Origin of the sequence: Vreelandella salicampi (assembly GCF_013415105.1) — a bacterium.
Classification (GTDB): Bacteria; Pseudomonadota; Gammaproteobacteria; order Pseudomonadales; family Halomonadaceae; genus Vreelandella; species Vreelandella salicampi.
This window is the reverse complement of sequence record NZ_JACCDF010000019.1, coordinates 1-16,579: the sequence shown is the minus strand read 5'-3', so window position 1 is coordinate 16,579 and position 16,579 is coordinate 1. Positions and strand designations below refer to the sequence as shown.

The following is a 16,579-nucleotide window of genomic DNA, read 5'->3' as shown; positions in this document are numbered from 1 at the left end:
GGCTCGTGCCACAATCAGCGTTTACGCTAATATTAGCGTTACCCCATCAGCGCTGTATTTAACTGAGTCAAGCCGCCTGTAAGGGCGGCTTGGCTTTAGGAAGATTGAGGACACCATGCCCGAGTATCCCTCCCGTACCACTACTGCCGGTCGTAATATGGCCGGTGCCCGCGCCCTATGGCGTGCCACCGGTATGAAAGATGACGACTTTCACAAGCCAATCATCGCCGTGGCAAACTCGTTTACCCAGTTCGTGCCCGGTCACGTTCACCTAAAGGATATGGGGCAGCTGGTCGCGGGGGAAATTGAACAAGCGGGGGGCGTGGCCAAAGAGTTCAATACCATCGCGGTGGATGACGGCATTGCCATGGGGCACGACGGTATGCTCTATTCGCTGCCCAGCCGCGATATCATTGCGGATAGTGTCGAATACATGTGCAATGCGCACTGCGCCGATGCCCTGGTGTGCATTTCCAACTGCGACAAGATCACGCCTGGGATGTTGATGGCGGCGATGCGCTTGAACATTCCAGTGATTTTCGTCTCCGGCGGGCCGATGGAAGCAGGTAAAACCAAACTGCTCGATCACGGTCTCGATCTTGTCGATGCCATGGTCATGGCCGCTGATGATCGCGTCGACGATGAAACGCTCGCTGAAGTCGAGCGCAGTGCTTGCCCAACCTGCGGCAGCTGTTCGGGCATGTTTACCGCCAATTCGATGAACTGCTTGATGGAAGCGTTGGGCTTGGCATTGCCCGGCAATGGCACGATGCTTGCCACCCACGCTGACCGCCGCCGCCTCTTTGAGACAGCGGGTCACCGTATTGTCGATCTCGCCAAGCGCTATTACGAAGGCAACGAGGCCCACCTTTTGCCTCGTGCGATTGGTTCTTTGGCAGCGTTTAAGAACGCCATGACGCTGGATATCGCCATGGGGGGCTCCACCAATACCATCCTGCACCTTCTCGCCGCCGCCCAAGAGGCGGAGATCGACTTCAGTATGGCGGATATTGATCGCCTCTCGCGCGAAGTGCCTCAGCTGTGCAAGCTGGCGCCCAATACGCAAAAGTATCACATTGAAGATTGCCACCGTGCCGGCGGTATCATGGCGATTCTCGGTGAGCTGGACCGCGCGGGCGTGCTCGACAATACGGTACCCACGGTGTACGGCGATAGCCTCAAAGCGGCGCTCGATGAGTGGGATATCATGCGCTCGCCCAGCGCTGAGGTCGTAGAGTTCTACAAAGCAGGACCAGGAGGCGTGCCTACCCAAACAGCGTTTTCGCAAAATTCGCGCTGGCCGAGCCTTGATGGTGATCGCGCCAATGGGTGCATTCGCCGTCTTGAAAACGCCTTCTCCCTTCAGGGTGGGCTAGCCGTGCTTTACGGCAATATCGCTTTAAACGGCTGCGTGGTAAAAACGGCTGGCGTAGACGACGCGATTTTAGTGTTTGAAGGCAAAGCCCATGTGGTCGAATCTCAAGATCAAGCGGTAGCCAGCGTGCTGGAAGGCAATGTCAAAGAGGGCGACGTGGTCGTGATCCGCTACGAAGGGCCGAAGGGTGGGCCGGGTATGCAGGAAATGCTTTATCCCACCTCATACTTGAAGTCTAAAGGCCTGGGAAAAGCCTGCGCACTCCTGACCGATGGGCGCTTTTCTGGCGGTACGTCCGGGCTTTCGATTGGTCATGTGTCACCGGAAGCCGCTGCAGGCGGTGCTATTGGGCTAGTCGAGCAGGGCGATACAATTGTTATCGATATTCCCAACCGGGCGATTAATGTCAAACTCTCGGACGCCGAACTTAAGGCTCGCCGAGACGCCATGGACGCCAAAGGCAAAGATGCTTGGAAACCCCTAGAACAGCGCCCGCGTAAGATTACCCCAGCGCTTAAAGCCTATGCGCTACTGGCAACCTCAGCTGACAAAGGGGCTGTTCGTGATCTAAGCAAGCTCGACTGATACACGCAGCTAACAAACGCAGTCAACTCGAGTAAGGAATCACATGAAGGCGATTATTAATGTTGGCTTAGTCGGTTATGGTTTCGCTAGCCAAACCTTCCACGCTCCGCTAATCCAGGCCACGGAAGGCCTGGACTTGGTCGCGGTGTCTTCAAGCGATGCTGCCAAGGTGCAAGCGTCCCTGCCCGATGTTGAGGTAGCTGCTCAGGCATTAGCGCTTTGTCAGCGCAGTGATATTGACCTGATCGTGATTGCCACCCCTAACAACACTCACTTCCCCCTTGCTAAAGCCGCGCTCTCGGCGGGCAAGCATGTCGTGGTGGATAAACCGTTCACGGTTACGTTGTCAGAAGGAAAGCTGCTCAAAAAGTTGGCTGATGACAACGAGTGTCTACTGTCGGTGTTTCACAACCGCCGTTGGGATAGCGATTTCTTGACCGTTAAAGCCTTGCTTGAAGCGGGGACGCTAGGGCGGCTGGTACATTTTGAATCTCATTTTGACCGCTTTCGCCCGGAAGTCCGCGACCGCTGGCGCGAGAAGGCCGTACCCGGTGGCGGTATCTGGTATGACCTGGGACCGCATCTATTGGATCAAGCCTGCGAGCTATTTGGCATGCCCCAGGCTATTCTGCTGGAACTCGGCGTGCTGCGAGATGGCGCCCAGGCCGACGATGACTTTCTGGCACTGCTCGACTACGAAAGCTATCGCGTTACTCTGGCGGCAGGCACGTTGGTTGCCGAACCGACGCCGCGCTTCCGGATTCATGGCACCCAAGGCAGCTTCGTGAAATACGGCTTAGACCCTCAGGAGGATCGTTTAAAAGCTGGCGAAGTGCCGACATCGCAATGGGGCGAAGATAGCCAACATGGCACCCTGACGCTGCGCGAAAGAGAGGGCGAAAGCACGTCGTTAACGCGTCGTGAACTTCCAAACCAGCCGGGGGACTACCTTGCCTATTACCAAGGCATCGCCGCCGCTATCCGTGATAAAGCGCCGCTACCGGTAAGCGTTGACGATGCCCTGCGCTCAATGGCCTTGCTGGAAGCAGGACTGGACAGCCACCGCCAACGGCGCTGGATTGTATTGAAAAATCATTGATGTGAAGGGTGAGGCGTGAGTGTGTTTTCGTAGCGCGTGGTAAGCCTACGGCGCACCCGGCTATTCACTCCTTACCACTTACTATTCACTACTTACCACTTACCACTTACCACTTACCACTTACTATTCACTACCCTATCAAAGCAAATCCGCCTCACTATTGCGCTTCTCTTCGCGCAACCTATCTCGGGCGATATACAGCGCGGCAATGGCACGGGCTTCGTGAAAATCCTCACGCAACAGCAGGGTGGGGAGTTCTTCGATGGCGTGAGTTTCCACAATCAACGGCTCTGGCTCATCCCCCGGCAGACGCTTGGGGTAGAGGTCGGTGGCAAGAAGCACCTGCATGCGGTGGCGCATGTAGTTGGGCGCAAGCGAAAGCTCGACAAGCGGCTCAATGCGGTGCGCACCGAAACCACACTCTTCCATCAATTCGCGGTTTGCGGCGGTCACGAAACTTTCCCCTGGGTCCACCAGCCCTTTAGGTAGCGTAAGCACGTAATCTTCAAAGCCAGCGGCATACTCGCGAATTAACAGCACGTGTTCTGGGTCTGGCATGGCGACGATCATCACCGCACCGCGGTCGGCGCCGGTTAGCCGCTCAAAGGTGCGTTCTTCGCCGTTGGAAAACCGCAGGTCGAGCGACTCAACGTGAAACAAACGGCTCTTTGCCACGCTTTCACGGGCTAAAATCTGGGGTTTTTGCAGGTACTTTGGCGCGTTGCCCTCAGGCTTCGACGCGTTAGTGGGTTGTGTATCAGACGATGACATCGGTGCCTCCGTGGCTAAGCAAGATCAGGGTGTAAGCGTGCTGGGTAAAAGCGATTGCGCTACAATAGCACGCTTTCCCCTACTGTCTGGAGTGGTGCATGATCGACTGGCAAGCTATCGATACCGTGTTGTTAGATATGGATGGCACGCTATTGGATTTACACTTCGATAGCCACTTCTGGTTAGAGCATTTGCCACGCCGCTATGTCGAACTGCATCAGCTTGATGAAGCGTCGCAAACAGCGCTCAAAGCCCGCATTATTGGTGAACAGGGAACGCTCAATTGGTACAGCTTGGCGTACTGGAGCCGTGAACTGGGCGTGGACGTTGTCGCCCTCAAGCGTGAAGTGCAGCATCTCATTGGTTTGCGTGGTGATGCGCTCGATTTTCTTAAGTGGCTACAAACAGAACATCCTCGCGTGGTGCTGGCCACCAACGCCGATAGGGCGAGCCTAGAGCTCAAGTTGCCGCTAACGGGGCTTGAAGCGTATCTCGATGCTATCGTGTCTTCAGAAGACGTGGGGGCGGCCAAGGAGGAGCAGGCTTTCTGGTTCGCGCTACAAGAGCTTGAGTCATTCGACCCGGCGCGCACGCTGTTTATTGACGATAACCCTCATGTGCTGGAAAGTGCCCGCGAATTTGGCATTAAGCATTTGCTTGGCATTAAGCAGCCCGATAGTCAGCGGCCGGAGAAAGCGCTGCAAGAGTTCATTGCGTTGGACCGCTTTGCCCAGCTATTGCCTCGCGATTTACCGTAGGAGGAGCCTAGATGAGCGAAAATGTACGGTTAGATAAGTGGCTTTGGGCCGCGCGCTTTTTCAAGACTCGCGCGCTGGCGAAAAAGGCGATTGAAGGCGGCAAAGTACAATACGATGGTGCGCGGGCCAAGACCAGCAAGAACGTAGAGCTGGGTGCGATCATCCGCGTCCCCCAGGGATGGGATATTTTTGATGTCGAAGTTACCGGTATCTCCGGTCAGCGCCGTGGCGCACCGGAAGCCCGCATGCTTTACGCCGAAACCGAAGCAAGTCGTGAACGGCGCGAGCGTGAAGCCGAAGCGCGCCGTTTGAACAATCAGGTAATGCAACACCCGCTGAAACGCCCGGATAAAAAACAGCGCCGCGAGATTCAGCGCTTCCAACGCCAGCAGGGTGAGTGAGAAAACCATGTCCGATCAGATCCAACGATTTTTGTTTGACCAGACCAATGTGCGTGGCGAGATTGTGACCCTTGAGCGCGCTTACCAGGAAGTGCTTGAACGCCATGCGTATCCGCCCGCGGTGAACGCGCTGCTCGGCGAGCTTTTAGCCGCCGTCGCCCTGCTGACGGACACCGTCAAGCTTGACGGTACTTTGAGCATTGAAGTGCGTGGCCAAGGGGGGCTTTCGCTTTTGATGGCCGAATCCAATCCTGGCGGCGAATTGCGTGCTATTGCCCGGGTGGCGGAAGGAGCGGCACTGCCAAGTGAAACGGCGGCCTTTCGCGATTTAGTGGGTGACGGCCAGATTGTGATCACACTCGACCCGAAAGAGGGGCATCGGTATCAGGGAATTGTGGCGCTGGATCACGACTCGCTTGCCGGGTGTTTAGAAGCCTATTTTGGTCAATCGGAACAGCTACCCACGCGGCTGTGGCTTGCGGCAGACGGTCAGCGTGCGGGTGGGTTGCTGCTACAGCGCTTACCCCATGAAGCGCAAAATCAAGATGTTGATGCGTGGGAGCGTAGCGCACAGCTGGCCGACACCATCAAACGCGAAGAACTTTTGGGCTTGGAGCAGCGCGAAGTGCTGTATCGGCTCTATCACGAAGAGACGGTGCGCGTTTTTGAGCCCAAGGCGCTGTATTTTGGCTGCACCTGTTCCCGCGAGCGTATGGCCAAGGCGCTACTGACTTTAGGGGCAGATGAGCTGCGCGATATTGTCGCAGAGCAGGGCGGCATAGAGACGCAATGCCACTTTTGCCACTCGGAATACCACTACACAGCGGCAGAAATCGAGACATTTTTGGTTAATCCAGACGCTTCAGCACCGACAATTCATTGATGTTGTCGTCAGCACGGAAAAGCGAGGATTATGCGCTAAGAAAATAAGAGACCGAAGAATCAATAAGATTAGCGTCACGAGTAAACGGCCGTTTTACTGCAGTTTTGCAGCGCAACACAAAATGTAGTGGTTGTGTTGTAGTTTAACTACAAAATATTTGCCATATACCCCCATTTCCCGGGGGCTTTCTTTTTGTCATAATGCGCTCGTTTTCAGCGTGCCCAGCCGTGTAACTACGCGGTAGGGGTGATTTTTCAGGCGTCGGTGACGCCGGGTAAATGAGATAATTGGCCTCAAGGCCCAGGAATCGACATGACCACGACCCAAGCTGCCCCCCAAGCCCACGTGAACCTAACCAGTGCCGAACTGATTGAGCGCGCCGTGGCCTGTGGTGAAGGCCGCCTGTCGGCCAACGGTGCGCTGGTGGTAAACACCGGCGAGCGTACCGGCCGTTCACCGAAAGATCGCTTCATCGTCGACGAGCCGTCGACCTGTGACAGCATCGACTGGGGTAGCGTAAACCGTCCGTTTGACGCCGATAAATTCGGCGCTCTGTGGGCACGCGTCAGCGATTACTTGGAAAGTGGCGAACACTTTGTCTCCGAGCTACACGTAGGCAGCGACCCGGTTCACTATCTGCCGGTGCGCGTGACCGCGGAAACCGCGTGGCACAATCTGTTCGGCCGCACGATGTTTGTCCGTCCTGAGGTGTATAACCCGAGCACCAAAGAGACATGGCAGATTCTCAATGCTCCGCACTTTGAGTGCGTGCCAAGCCGTGACGGCACTAATTCTGACGGCTGTGTCATTATTAACTTCGCAGAGAAGAAAGTGCTTATTGCTGGTATGCGCTACGCCGGTGAAATGAAAAAAGCCATGTTCTCGGTGCAGAACTTCTTGCTGCCGGAATCCGGCGTGCTGCCGATGCACTGCTCCGCTAACGTTGGCGAAGACGGTGAAACTTGCCTCTTCTTCGGTCTTTCCGGTACCGGTAAAACCACGCTTTCCGCTGACCCGGCGCGCTACCTGATTGGTGATGATGAGCACGGCTGGGGGGATGGCACCGTCTTCAACATGGAAGGCGGCTGCTACGCCAAGTGCATCGATCTCTCCGAAAAGAATGAGCCAGTGATCTGGAATGCGATTAAATTTGGTACCGTGCTGGAAAACGTCGTACTCGATGATCGTCGTGAGCCGGATTACGTCGACGACAGCCTCACACAGAACTCACGCGCCGCTTATCCGCTCGAGCATATCGAAAAGCGTGTACGGGAAAACCTTGCCGGTGAACCTAACGCGATCGTCTTTTTGACCTGCGATATGTCAGGTGTTCTGCCCCCGGTTTCTGTGCTGTCTAAAGAAGCCGCCGCGTATCACTTCCTCTCTGGCTATACCGCCAAGGTAGGGTCGACAGAAATGGGCTCATCCGAAGGACTGGCAGCAACGTTCTCTACCTGCTTTGGTGCGCCGTTCTTTCCGCGTCCGGCACGCGAGTATGCGGATCTTCTGATCAAACGTGTTGAACAGAAAGATGCGCAAGTATATCTCGTCAACACAGGTTGGACGGGTGGCGCCTTCGGTGAAGGTGGCGCGCGCTTTTCTATTCCGACGACCCGCGCCATTATCAGTGCGATTCAATCCGGCGTGCTGCGCGACGTGGAAACTAAGCACATCAACGGGCTGAATTTGCAAGTGCCCACAGCCGTGCCGGGTGTCGATTCCAGATTGCTTGACCCGCGCGAAACCTGGGAAGACCAAGACGCCTACGACCATCACCTGCGCGAACTGACCACCAAGTTCGTGGATAACTTCAAGAAGTTTGAAGGTGTTAACGACGCCATTGTCAAAGCGGGCCCGAGCCAGATGTAATTACCGCATTTTGGCAGCGGTATAACAACAAGCGGGGCAGTGCATAGCATTGCCCCGCTTGTTGTTTGGGAGCGACATTTTGGGCGTCAACTTTTTTACGTATGGATTGCGTTACAATTTTTCCAGCATTCTAGGGTCATAAACAAAATCGTAGCTATCCACGATGTTAATCTGACTAACCTTGGGGTGGTGGGGATTGATTACGATATTGCGTTCCAAGGGCAGCACAGCAGAAGGAACTATCATTCCCAGATGGCTATTCGAACGAATCCAGTTTGTACCGAAGTCCATGCTGGGGCGGTCTGCCGGTAGTGACGACCAGCCATGAGGAAGGTCCCCAATAGCCGGCTCCCAATAAAAGGAAGCATCATCCGGCAGTTCAAAGCAGGTTAACTTCAGTGGTACCGCTGGCTTTCCTGATGCATGGACATAGGTTTCCAAGCAACAAATGGCAGGGCCTAGTCCCATGTACACTGCTGGTACGTCTTCATCATTCCAGCGACCCCCTTCGATAGCCGCTCCCTTGCCGCTAAGATCCTTGGCGCGTTTCGCTTTTGCGATTCTCCAAGCTTTCACGCCGCCCCGCCCCACTCCATGGCGTGCAACACACGCCGCACCTGCTTTGCCCCAATCTCGGTCTCGCATAGCATAATCGGGGCCTGCCCTCCCAGCGTCTCGTTCGGGCGAGACAGCCAATCGATTGCGGCCTGTTTATCCTCGAAAACCTCCACAGCGAGATGGCTGACGGTCGCAATTCTATCAAGACGTTCCGACGCCACCGAGTCCAGCTTCTTTCGCTCACGGCGGCGACGGTCAAGCGTCGATGTGGATGCATTCAGCAGCACCTCAACCTGCTTGTCCTGAAGCTGAAAGGTCACCCGCACCGCTTGGAATAAACTTGGGGAAAACCCGTCGTGGATACTCTTCAAGCGCTCAGATTCGTTGCATAACTCCTGACTTGTACTGAACCGCCAGAAATCGGCCGCGAGGGCTTTACGTTCATTTCTCCTCAGCTTTTGCGGCGAGACGGCTGCTTCTGCCATGATCAACCTCATCAAATGATGTTTAATAAACCTCAAATGACAGAATATATCAGGAGTAACTTCTGCGCCAGTAAAGGCCTGCCGTAATATCGCGACGACGGTGTTTGTTGAGATGAGTGACCGTGAAACGACACCATTTCTGGGGTTGTCGGGTTTAACCGCTTAACGGCGCCGTACTGCATTTCGTGCCTGCCTGAGGCAGTTAATGCCGCTTTGTGATACCTTGTCGCTTCTACTAAAAGCTGCATGAGTTAGTTGCGATATATGGATGTCAATCAGCGTATTCTCACGCGCTTAGCCGATGAGCTGAGCGTTCGCCCGCAACAGGTATCGGCGACGGTGGCGTTGTTGGATGAAGGCGCTACCGTGCCGTTTATTGCCCGTTACCGTAAAGAAGTCACCGGTGCGCTGGATGACATACAACTGCGTCAGCTCGATGAGCGCCTGCGTTACTTGCGCGAACTGGAAGAGCGACGCGCGGCGGTACTTTCCGCCATTGATGAGCAGGGCAAGCTAAGCCCGGAGCTGGCGAGTAAGATCGACGCGGCGGATACCAAGCAACGCTTAGAAGATTTATACCTTCCGTATAAGAAAAAGCGCCGGACCAAAGCGCAGATTGCCCGCGAAGCGGGCTTAGAGCCGCTAGCGGATGCGCTGCTTGCCGACCCCACGCGTCATCCCGAAACCGAAGCAGCCAATTACCTGCGCCCGGCGGAAGGCGAAACGCCCGCGATTGAGGATGCCAAGTCTGCTCTCGACGGAGCGAAGCAAGTTCTGATGGAGCGCTTTGCCGAAGACCCGGAACTGGTGGGGCAGTTGCGCCAGCGCCTATGGCAAGAAGGTGAGCTTTCATCTCGCTTGCTAGATGGCAAGGCGCAGGAAGGCGCCAAATTCTCCGACTATTTTGAGCACGATGAGAAACTGGCGAAAGTGCCGTCTCACCGTGCGCTGGCGATGTTCCGCGGCCGCAACGAGGGTATATTGAGTCTTGCGATTCGTTTGCCCGGCGAAGACGAGGTCGATATACACCCCGCCCAGGTGGCGATTGCCAAGCACGTGGGTGTGCGTGACGAAGGGCGTCCCGCAGATAAATGGCTGTCTGAGGTCGTGCGCTGGACCTGGCGGGTGAAACTTTACACTGCGCTGGAAACCGAACTTCTGGGCCAGTTACGCGAACAAGCCGAGCTCACCGCCATTGAGGTGTTTGCGGCGAACTTGAAAGATTTACTGCTGGCTGCACCGGCCGGGCAGAAAGTCACGCTGGCCATGGACCCTGGCCTGCGCACTGGCTGTAAAGTGGCGGTGGTGGACGCCACGGGCCAGTTTGTCGATCAGGCCACGATCTACCCCCATGCGCCGCAAAAGCGGTGGGACGAATCGCTTGCTGAGCTGGCACGCTTGGTGAAAAAGCATAACGTTTCGCTGATCGCGGTTGGCAACGGTACGGCCAGCCGCGAAACCGACAAACTCGCCGCCGAGCTCGTCAAAGCCATGGCGCCTGATTGCCAGCTGAGCAAGGTCATGGTCTCCGAAGCAGGGGCGTCGGTTTACTCGGCGTCTGAATACGCCTCCCGCGAGCTGCCTGACCTGGATGTCACGGTGCGCGGCGCCGTCTCTATCGCGCGGCGGTTGCAGGACCCGTTGGCCGAACTGGTCAAGATCGAGCCGAAGTCCATCGGGGTGGGGCAGTACCAGCACGATGTCTCCCAAGTCCAGCTCTCCAAATCGCTCGAAGCGGTGATCGAAGACTGCGTTAACGCCGTTGGGGTGGATTTGAACACCGCCTCCAGCGCGCTGCTCGCGCGCGTAGCAGGGCTCTCATCGACACTTGCCGACAATATCGTCGCCCAGCGCAACGCCAAAGGCGCTTTTGCCAGCCGTAAGGAACTCCTAGACGTCAGCCGGCTAGGGCCGAAGACGTTCGAGCAGTGCGCCGGTTTCTTGCGTATTCCCCAGGCAAAAAATCCACTGGATGCCAGCGCCGTTCACCCGGAAGCTTACCCACTCGCCGAACGCATCGCCAAGCAGAGCGGGCGCGAGCTGCGTAGTCTGATCGGCGATAGCGCCACGCTGAAAGCGCTCAAACCGGACGAATTTGCCGACGAGCGGTTTGGTGTGCCCACGGTAACCGACATTCTCAAAGAGCTGGATAAACCCGGCCGCGATCCACGCCCTGAGTTTAAGGCTGCCGAATTCCGCGAAGGCGTGGAAACGCTCAATGACCTTAAACTGGGTATGGTGCTCGAAGGCACCGTGACCAATGTGACGCACTTCGGCGCGTTTGTGGATATCGGCGTGCATCAGGATGGCTTGGTGCATATTTCCGCGCTGTCTGATCGCTTTGTCGAAGACCCGCGGAGTGTGGTAAAAGCCGGTGACATCGTCACTGTGAAGGTAATGAGCGTGGATATTGCGCGCAAACGGGTGGGTATGTCCATGCGCCTGGATGATCAACCGGATGCCGACAGCGCCGCTAGCCAGCGAGGCGATGGCGCTAAAAACGGGGCTAAATCCGGTGACATAAAGCCCAGCCGTGGGAAACGAAAATCCACTAAGCCGGCGCAAGAGAGCGCACCGGTGGGGACGCTAGGGGCGGCGTTACTCAAAGCACGCCAAGATAAGTAAAAGCTGCGTCATAGCGTGAATTAATTAGCCTGTTACCTTGATTGTTGCCTAAATGGCGCCATATCCTGCGATTTGTGTTGCCGTGGCGACATTCGCTGAGTTCACCTAGCCTGCTGCGGCGGGCTTTTAAACAAGGAGTGTTCACCTTGTCTGAGCCTCTCTCTGTACCGTCATTTTTAGTCGCTAACGTGGCGCGTTTGCTGCCCGCCGCCCGCAAGGGACGCTTGGGGCGCCTGCGCCGTGGGATCGAAAAAGAAGGGCTGCGCGTCGATGCCGAGGGCCGCATTGCTCAGACACCGCACCCGCGGGCGCTTGGCTCTAAGCTGACCCATCCGCATATCACCACCGACTACTCCGAGGCGCTTTTAGAGTACATCACGCCGGTTTACTCCGAGCCACGCGAAGCGCTGGCTTTTTTGGGCGATCTGCAGGCGTTTAGCTATCGTTACCTTGATGATGAGTGGATCTGGCCGGCGAGTATGCCCGCCCGCTTAAATGGCAACGATAGCGTCGCGATTGCTGACTACGGCACCTCTAATGTCGGTACCATGAAGTATGTTTATCGCAAAGGGCTAGATGTGCGTTATGGGCGCATTATGCAGGCGATTGCCGGTGTGCACTATAACGTCTCGCTGCCGGATTCGATGTGGCAGGAGCTACAAGCATTTGAAGGGCAGGAGAAAATCTCGCTGAACGACTACCGATCGGCACGCTACTTCGGTTTGATTCGCAACTTCCGTCGCCACAGCTGGCTTTTGCTGTATCTCTTCGGCGCTTCGCCGGTGATCGACAAAAGCTTTTTGCCCAGCGGTAACGTGCCGGAAAAGCTCAAAACGTTAGACGATGAAAGCTATTATGCACCTTACGCTACGACGCTACGTATGTCGGATCTGGGCTACCAGAACAAGGTGCAAGAGCAGCTAAAAATCTGTTTCAACTCGTTATCCAACTACGTCAATACGTTGCGCCACGCCATCTCCTCGCCCTGGCCTGATTACGAAAAGTTAGGCGTGAATGTCGGCGGTGAATGGCGTCAGCTTAATGCCAATATTCTGCAGATCGAGAACGAGTACTACAGCGACATTCGTCCCAAGCGCGTCGCTAAGCACAACGAGACGCCGAGCCAGGCGCTAGAAGCGCGCGGTGTGGAATACATCGAAGTGCGTTGTCTGGACTTAAACCCCTTTGATCCGCTCGGCGTGACCGAAACCCAAATTCGCTTTATCGATACCTTCCTCATGTGGTGTTTGCTCAGCGAAAGCCCATGGATTTCCGATGAGGAGTGCGACCGTCTGGACGATAACCGTCGCTTTGTCGTCGAGCGTGGCCGCGACCCAGCGCTAGAGCTAACTCGCGATGGCAAAACCACTAGCGTGCGCGACTGGGGCGAGCAAATATTTACTGAGATGGCCGAAGTGGCAACGTTGTTGGATGCGATGGAGGACGGTTCTCCCCATGCCGAGGCAATTGCGGCATTGGCACCTAGCCTGCAAGACCCGTCGCTGACGCCGTCAGCGCAGCTTTTGGCACGCCTCGAACAAGAGAACGTGTCGCTTAACGAGTTGATGCTTTCCTTGGCCAAAGAACAGGGCGAGCAGCTGCGCCATCAGCCGTTGATGCGTGCCCGTGAGTCACTGCTAGATCAGCTAGTAGAGACGTCGCATCAACAGCAGCAAGATATCGAAGAAGCCGATCTAGAGAGCTTTGACGCGTTTCTGGCCGACTACTTTGCTAGCGCGCGCGAAAATCGCGCCCTCACGCCACTACACGGCGAGGTGTCATCTTGATGCTGGCTTCTACGCGCGGGGTGGCACTGGCAGGGTTCGCGTTCTGCGTATTGATGATGGCCGTTGCGCTCGCGCTTGAACATATCGTCGGCCTTGCCCCTTGTCCTTTGTGTATTTTTCAGCGGGTGGGGGTGATTGCCACCGCCATCGTGCTAGCCGTCGCGGCACTACATAACCCTGTTGGGCGCATCGGGCGTGCCTTGTATGGTGTGCTGAGCTTGATCACCGTTGCCGGCGGTGCTTTTGTCGCCGGGCGCCATGTGTGGTTGCAGTCATTGCCCGCCGATGAAGTGCCGAGCTGCGGGCCAAATCTTGATTATATGATGGATATGTTACCGCTACAGGACGTGGTAGCGATGGTCCTCACCGGTTCCGGCGAGTGCGCCGAAATCAGTTTCTCCCTGCTAGGACTGTCGCTGCCGGCATGGACACTCATCGGCTTTTTGTTCTTAGCTATGGCACCACTGAGCCTGCTTTGGCTCGCTGTCACGGCTCGCCGCTAAACCGCTTTCACGCACTTCGTTTACGTTTATTTCGCTCCGCTCGGCACCCGTACGTCATGTACGGGTGCCGAGTGCGTTTGCGCGGAAAGAAAAATATTTTGACGATTTGATAAAATATAGATATTTTCTAGTAAGGCACTTTGAAGATTACCTATTGCCGCTACAGCCTGGGAGCTATGACGATGAGCCGTTTTAATTGGGATGATCCGTTACTACTGGAACAGCAGTTGACCGATGAAGAGCGTCAGATCCGCGACGCCGCCTACGATTACTGCCAAGAAAACCTGCAACCGCGTGTGTTATCGGCGTTTCGTGAAGAGCGCTTTGATCGCGAGATTATGAGCGAGATGGGCGAACTCGGCCTGTTGGGTGCGACGGTCTCGCCGGAATACGGCGGTGCAGGCGTCAACCATGTGGCTTACGGGTTGATCGCTCGCGAAGTCGAGCGTGTCGATTCGGGCTATCGCTCGGCCATGAGTGTGCAGTCGTCGCTGGTGATGTTCCCTATTGAAACCTATGGCTCAGAAGAGCAGAAGCAGAAGTACCTGCCTAAGCTTGCCAGCGGCGAGTGGGTCGGCTGTTTTGGGCTGACCGAGCCCGACCACGGCTCCGACCCCGGCTCGATGGCCACGCGTGCCGAGAAAGTGGATGGCGGTTACCGCCTCACCGGCGCCAAAATTTGGATTACCAACAGCCCGATTGCCGATGTTGCTGTGGTGTGGGCCAAATCCACCGCTCACGATAACCAAATTAAAGGCTTTATCGTCGAGCGGGGCACTGAGGGGTTCAGCGCGCCGAAGATCGAGGGCAAGGTCTCACTGCGTGCCTCGATCACCGGTGAAATCGTGCTGGATAACGCCTTCGTGCCGGAAGAGAACTTGCTGCCTAACGTAAGCGGCCTAAAAGGCCCGTTCGGCTGCTTGAATAAAGCGCGCTACGGCATTGCTTGGGGCGTCATGGGCAGCGCCGAATTCTGCTGGCATGCCGGTCGTCAATACACGCTGGATCGCAAGCAGTTCGGCCGCCCACTCGCCGCTAACCAGCTGATTCAGAAGAAACTCGCCGATATGCAGACCGAGATCACCTTGGGCCTGCAAAGCGCACTCCAAGTGGGCCGCCTAATGGATAGCGGCAACTGGGCGCCGGAGATGATCTCGCTGATCAAGCGTAACAACTGTGGTAAGGCGTTGGATATTGCCCGCGTAGCGCGGGATATGCACGGTGGCAACGGCGTATCAGACGAGTACGGCGTGATTCGCCACATGGTGAATTTGGAGTCGGTCAACACCTATGAAGGCACGCACGATATCCACGCGTTGATTCTGGGCCGGGCACAAACCGGAATCCAAGCTTTTTTCTAGGCGTTACCTGAAACGTCAGCGAGCCTAATTCTTTCTCACGGCAGGAGTAAACCATGGCAGGTCCCTTACAAGGGTTGCGTGTACTTGACCTTAGCCGCGTGTTGGCGGGCCCCTGGAGTACCCAGATTCTGGCGGATATGGGGGCCGAGGTGATTAAGATCGAGCGCCCCGGCAGCGGTGATGATACGCGCCTCTGGGGGCCGCCCTGGTTTCAGGCGGAAGATGGCAGTGAGACACGTGAATCGGCTTACTACCTTGCGGCTAACCGCGGCAAGCACTCGCTGACCGTCGATATTAGTCAGCCCGAAGGCCAAGACTTGATTCGCGAGATCGCCAACCAAAGCGACATTTTGGTCGAGAACTTTAAAAGCGGCGGCCTCGCGAAGAAGGGGTTAGACTACGCAACGCTCTCGGCGCTTAACCCGGGGTTAATCTACTGCTCAATCACGGGCTTTGGGCACACCGGTCCGATGGCCGAAATGGCGGGTTACGACTATCTTATTCAGGCTCAGGGTGGGCTGATGAGCATTACTGGGGCGGCAGATGGCGAGCCAGGCGCCGGCCCGAAACGTGTCGGCGTGGCGGTGGCGGATTTGACCACCGGCATGAACGCCACTATTGCCATTTTAGGTGCGTTGTACCACCGAACCCAGACCGGGGAAGGGCAGCATATCGATATGGCGCTACTGGATGTCCAGGTGAGCTGGCTCGCTAACCAGGCGCAGAACTACTTCTGTAGCGGGAAGCCGCCAGCGCGTACCGGCGATTACCACCCCAATCTGGTACCCTATCAGCCATTTCCCACCGCCGACGGTGAGCAAATTATTATTGCCGTCGGTAATAATGGACAGTTTCAGCGTTTTTGTGAGGCGATTGGTCACGGCGAGCTTGCCCATGACATACGCTTTGCAACTAACGCTGAACGGGTAAAGCATCGGGTTGAGCTTATTGAGCTGTTAGTCAGCGTAACCAAAACGCGCACGCTCAAAGAGTGGACCGTGCTTCTCAACGAGATTGGCGTTCCCTGCGGCCCGATTCAGGATATCGAGCAGGTTTTTGCCGACCCACAAGTTCAAGCACGTGGCATGCAGGTATCCCTCGATTCTGCCCATGGGCCGGTGCAGGGCGTGGCTAACCCGATCAAGTACTCGAAAACCGCGCTTGAATACCACAAGGCCCCGCCCGCGCTAGGGGAAGACACGGCCACTGTGCTTGAGCGCGTGCTGAAAAAGCCGGCTAGTGAGATTGAAGCACTGAAGAAAAAAGGGGTGGTGTAGCGTATTACGCGTTAGCTGGGTTGGGTACGGCACTAACGCCATTAAGCAGGCGCTATCATATAGGCTCCATCACACATTCTCCCTCACACAATATGTATCCAAGAGGTGGCTGATGAAAATCCTCGTCGCGGTGAAACGCGTCATCGACTACAACGTCAAAATTCGGGTCAAGCCGGATAATTCTGACGTTGATCTCACCAACGTCAAAATGGCCATGAATCCCTTCTGCGAAATCGCCGTAG

General features: G+C 56.1%; 14 protein-coding genes and 1 pseudogene. 12 read left to right on the top strand and 3 right to left on the bottom strand.

The window, feature by feature from the left end; translation table 11 throughout:
- Positions 1-115 precede the first annotated feature (115 nt).
- Together ilvD and HZS81_RS16615 are read left to right on the top strand one after the other, a co-directional pair.
- Entirely contained in the window at positions 116-1,960 is a 1,845-nt protein-coding gene (gene ilvD / locus HZS81_RS16620) for a dihydroxy-acid dehydratase (RefSeq protein ID WP_179931635.1), read from the top strand.
- 43 nt (positions 1,961-2,003) lie between these two features.
- Positions 2,004-3,059 (top strand): oxidoreductase, encoded by a 1,056-nt coding sequence (locus tag HZS81_RS16615; protein WP_179931634.1) that lies wholly within the window; start codon positions 2,004-2,006, stop codon positions 3,057-3,059.
- 138 nt (positions 3,060-3,197) lie between these two features.
- Here the strand turns inward: HZS81_RS16615 and nudE are convergent, their stop codons facing one another.
- Positions 3,198-3,830: an ADP compounds hydrolase NudE gene (gene nudE / locus HZS81_RS16610; RefSeq protein WP_241697541.1), complete on the bottom strand. Its 633-nt coding sequence runs from the start codon at positions 3,828-3,830 to the stop codon at positions 3,198-3,200.
- A 98-nt stretch (positions 3,831-3,928) separates the two neighbouring features.
- Here nudE and yrfG point away from each other — a divergent pair, with 98 nt between their 5' ends.
- From yrfG to HZS81_RS16590, 4 genes are all read left to right on the top strand, one after another.
- Positions 3,929-4,588 (top strand): GMP/IMP nucleotidase, encoded by a 660-nt coding sequence (yrfG, locus tag HZS81_RS16605; protein ID WP_179931633.1) that lies wholly within the window; start codon positions 3,929-3,931, stop codon positions 4,586-4,588.
- Between the two features lie 11 nt (positions 4,589-4,599).
- The gene (hslR, locus tag HZS81_RS16600) at positions 4,600-4,989 is read left to right on the top strand and encodes a ribosome-associated heat shock protein Hsp15 (RefSeq protein ID WP_179931632.1); all 390 of its coding nucleotides are present in this window, start codon (positions 4,600-4,602) and stop codon (positions 4,987-4,989) included.
- A gap of 7 nt (positions 4,990-4,996) precedes the next feature.
- On the top strand, positions 4,997-5,872 hold the full coding sequence (gene hslO, locus HZS81_RS16595) for an Hsp33 family molecular chaperone HslO (protein ID WP_179931631.1): 876 nt from the start codon (positions 4,997-4,999) through the stop codon (positions 5,870-5,872).
- A 312-nt stretch (positions 5,873-6,184) separates the two neighbouring features.
- Complete coding sequence (locus HZS81_RS16590) at positions 6,185-7,741, top strand: phosphoenolpyruvate carboxykinase (RefSeq protein ID WP_179931630.1); 1,557 nt, start codon at positions 6,185-6,187, stop codon at positions 7,739-7,741.
- Positions 7,742-7,852: 111 nt separating this feature from the next.
- On the opposite strand, the gene HZS81_RS16585 is transcribed toward HZS81_RS16590, so the two are convergent.
- Positions 7,853-8,317: a type II RES/Xre toxin-antitoxin system toxin gene (locus HZS81_RS16585; RefSeq protein ID WP_179931629.1), complete on the bottom strand. Its 465-nt coding sequence runs from the start codon at positions 8,315-8,317 to the stop codon at positions 7,853-7,855.
- The gene (gene parS, locus HZS81_RS16580; RefSeq protein WP_179931628.1) at positions 8,314-8,784 is read right to left on the bottom strand and encodes a type II RES/Xre toxin-antitoxin system antitoxin; all 471 of its coding nucleotides are present in this window, start codon (positions 8,782-8,784) and stop codon (positions 8,314-8,316) included. Before parS ends, HZS81_RS16585 begins: the two co-directional genes overlap by 4 nt.
- Positions 8,785-9,048: 264 nt before the next feature.
- On the opposite strand from parS, the gene HZS81_RS16575 reads away from it, so the two are divergent.
- The 6 genes and pseudogenes from HZS81_RS16575 to HZS81_RS16550 all read left to right on the top strand — a co-directional run.
- A complete protein-coding gene (locus HZS81_RS16575; protein ID WP_179931627.1) occupies positions 9,049-11,409 on the top strand; it encodes a Tex family protein in 2,361 nt (786 codons plus the stop codon).
- A gap of 146 nt (positions 11,410-11,555) precedes the next feature.
- The gene (gshA, locus tag HZS81_RS16570) at positions 11,556-13,196 is read left to right on the top strand and encodes a glutamate--cysteine ligase (protein ID WP_179931626.1); all 1,641 of its coding nucleotides are present in this window, start codon (positions 11,556-11,558) and stop codon (positions 13,194-13,196) included.
- Positions 13,196-13,699 carry a disulfide bond formation protein B gene (locus tag HZS81_RS16565; RefSeq protein ID WP_422141798.1) on the top strand — a complete coding sequence of 168 codons (504 nt, stop codon included), beginning with the start codon at positions 13,196-13,198 and terminating at the stop codon, positions 13,697-13,699. Before gshA ends, HZS81_RS16565 begins: the two co-directional genes overlap by 1 nt.
- A 182-nt stretch (positions 13,700-13,881) precedes the next feature.
- Positions 13,882-15,060 carry an acyl-CoA dehydrogenase gene (locus HZS81_RS16560; protein ID WP_179931624.1) on the top strand — a complete coding sequence of 393 codons (1,179 nt, stop codon included), beginning with the start codon at positions 13,882-13,884 and terminating at the stop codon, positions 15,058-15,060.
- A gap of 53 nt (positions 15,061-15,113) precedes the next feature.
- Positions 15,114-16,337, top strand: a complete 1,224-nt coding sequence (locus tag HZS81_RS16555) for a CaiB/BaiF CoA transferase family protein (RefSeq protein ID WP_179931623.1) — start codon at positions 15,114-15,116, stop codon at positions 16,335-16,337.
- Positions 16,338-16,449: 112 nt separating this feature from the next.
- Positions 16,450-16,579, top strand: a pseudogene (locus HZS81_RS16550) (electron transfer flavoprotein subunit beta/FixA family protein); the annotation flags it as partial.

Bases quoted from the DNA above. Each gene is read 5' to 3' on its own strand.
- ilvD (WP_179931635.1), top strand. From the start codon at position 116: ATGCCCGAGTATCCCTCCCGTACCACTACTGCCGGTCGTAATATGGCC.
- HZS81_RS16615 (WP_179931634.1), top strand. From the start codon at position 2,004: ATGAAGGCGATTATTAATGTTGGCTTAGTCGGTTATGGTTTCGCTAGC.
- nudE (WP_241697541.1), bottom strand. From the start codon at position 3,830: ATGTCATCGTCTGATACACAACCCACTAACGCGTCGAAGCCTGAGGGC.
- yrfG (WP_179931633.1), top strand. From the start codon at position 3,929: ATGATCGACTGGCAAGCTATCGATACCGTGTTGTTAGATATGGATGGC.
- hslR (WP_179931632.1), top strand. From the start codon at position 4,600: ATGAGCGAAAATGTACGGTTAGATAAGTGGCTTTGGGCCGCGCGCTTT.
- hslO (WP_179931631.1), top strand. From the start codon at position 4,997: ATGTCCGATCAGATCCAACGATTTTTGTTTGACCAGACCAATGTGCGT.
- HZS81_RS16590 (WP_179931630.1), top strand. From the start codon at position 6,185: ATGACCACGACCCAAGCTGCCCCCCAAGCCCACGTGAACCTAACCAGT.
- parS (WP_179931628.1), bottom strand. From the start codon at position 8,784: ATGGCAGAAGCAGCCGTCTCGCCGCAAAAGCTGAGGAGAAATGAACGT.
- HZS81_RS16575 (WP_179931627.1), top strand. From the start codon at position 9,049: ATGGATGTCAATCAGCGTATTCTCACGCGCTTAGCCGATGAGCTGAGC.
- HZS81_RS16565 (WP_422141798.1), top strand. From the start codon at position 13,196: ATGCTGGCTTCTACGCGCGGGGTGGCACTGGCAGGGTTCGCGTTCTGC.
- HZS81_RS16560 (WP_179931624.1), top strand. From the start codon at position 13,882: ATGAGCCGTTTTAATTGGGATGATCCGTTACTACTGGAACAGCAGTTG.
- HZS81_RS16555 (WP_179931623.1), top strand. From the start codon at position 15,114: ATGGCAGGTCCCTTACAAGGGTTGCGTGTACTTGACCTTAGCCGCGTG.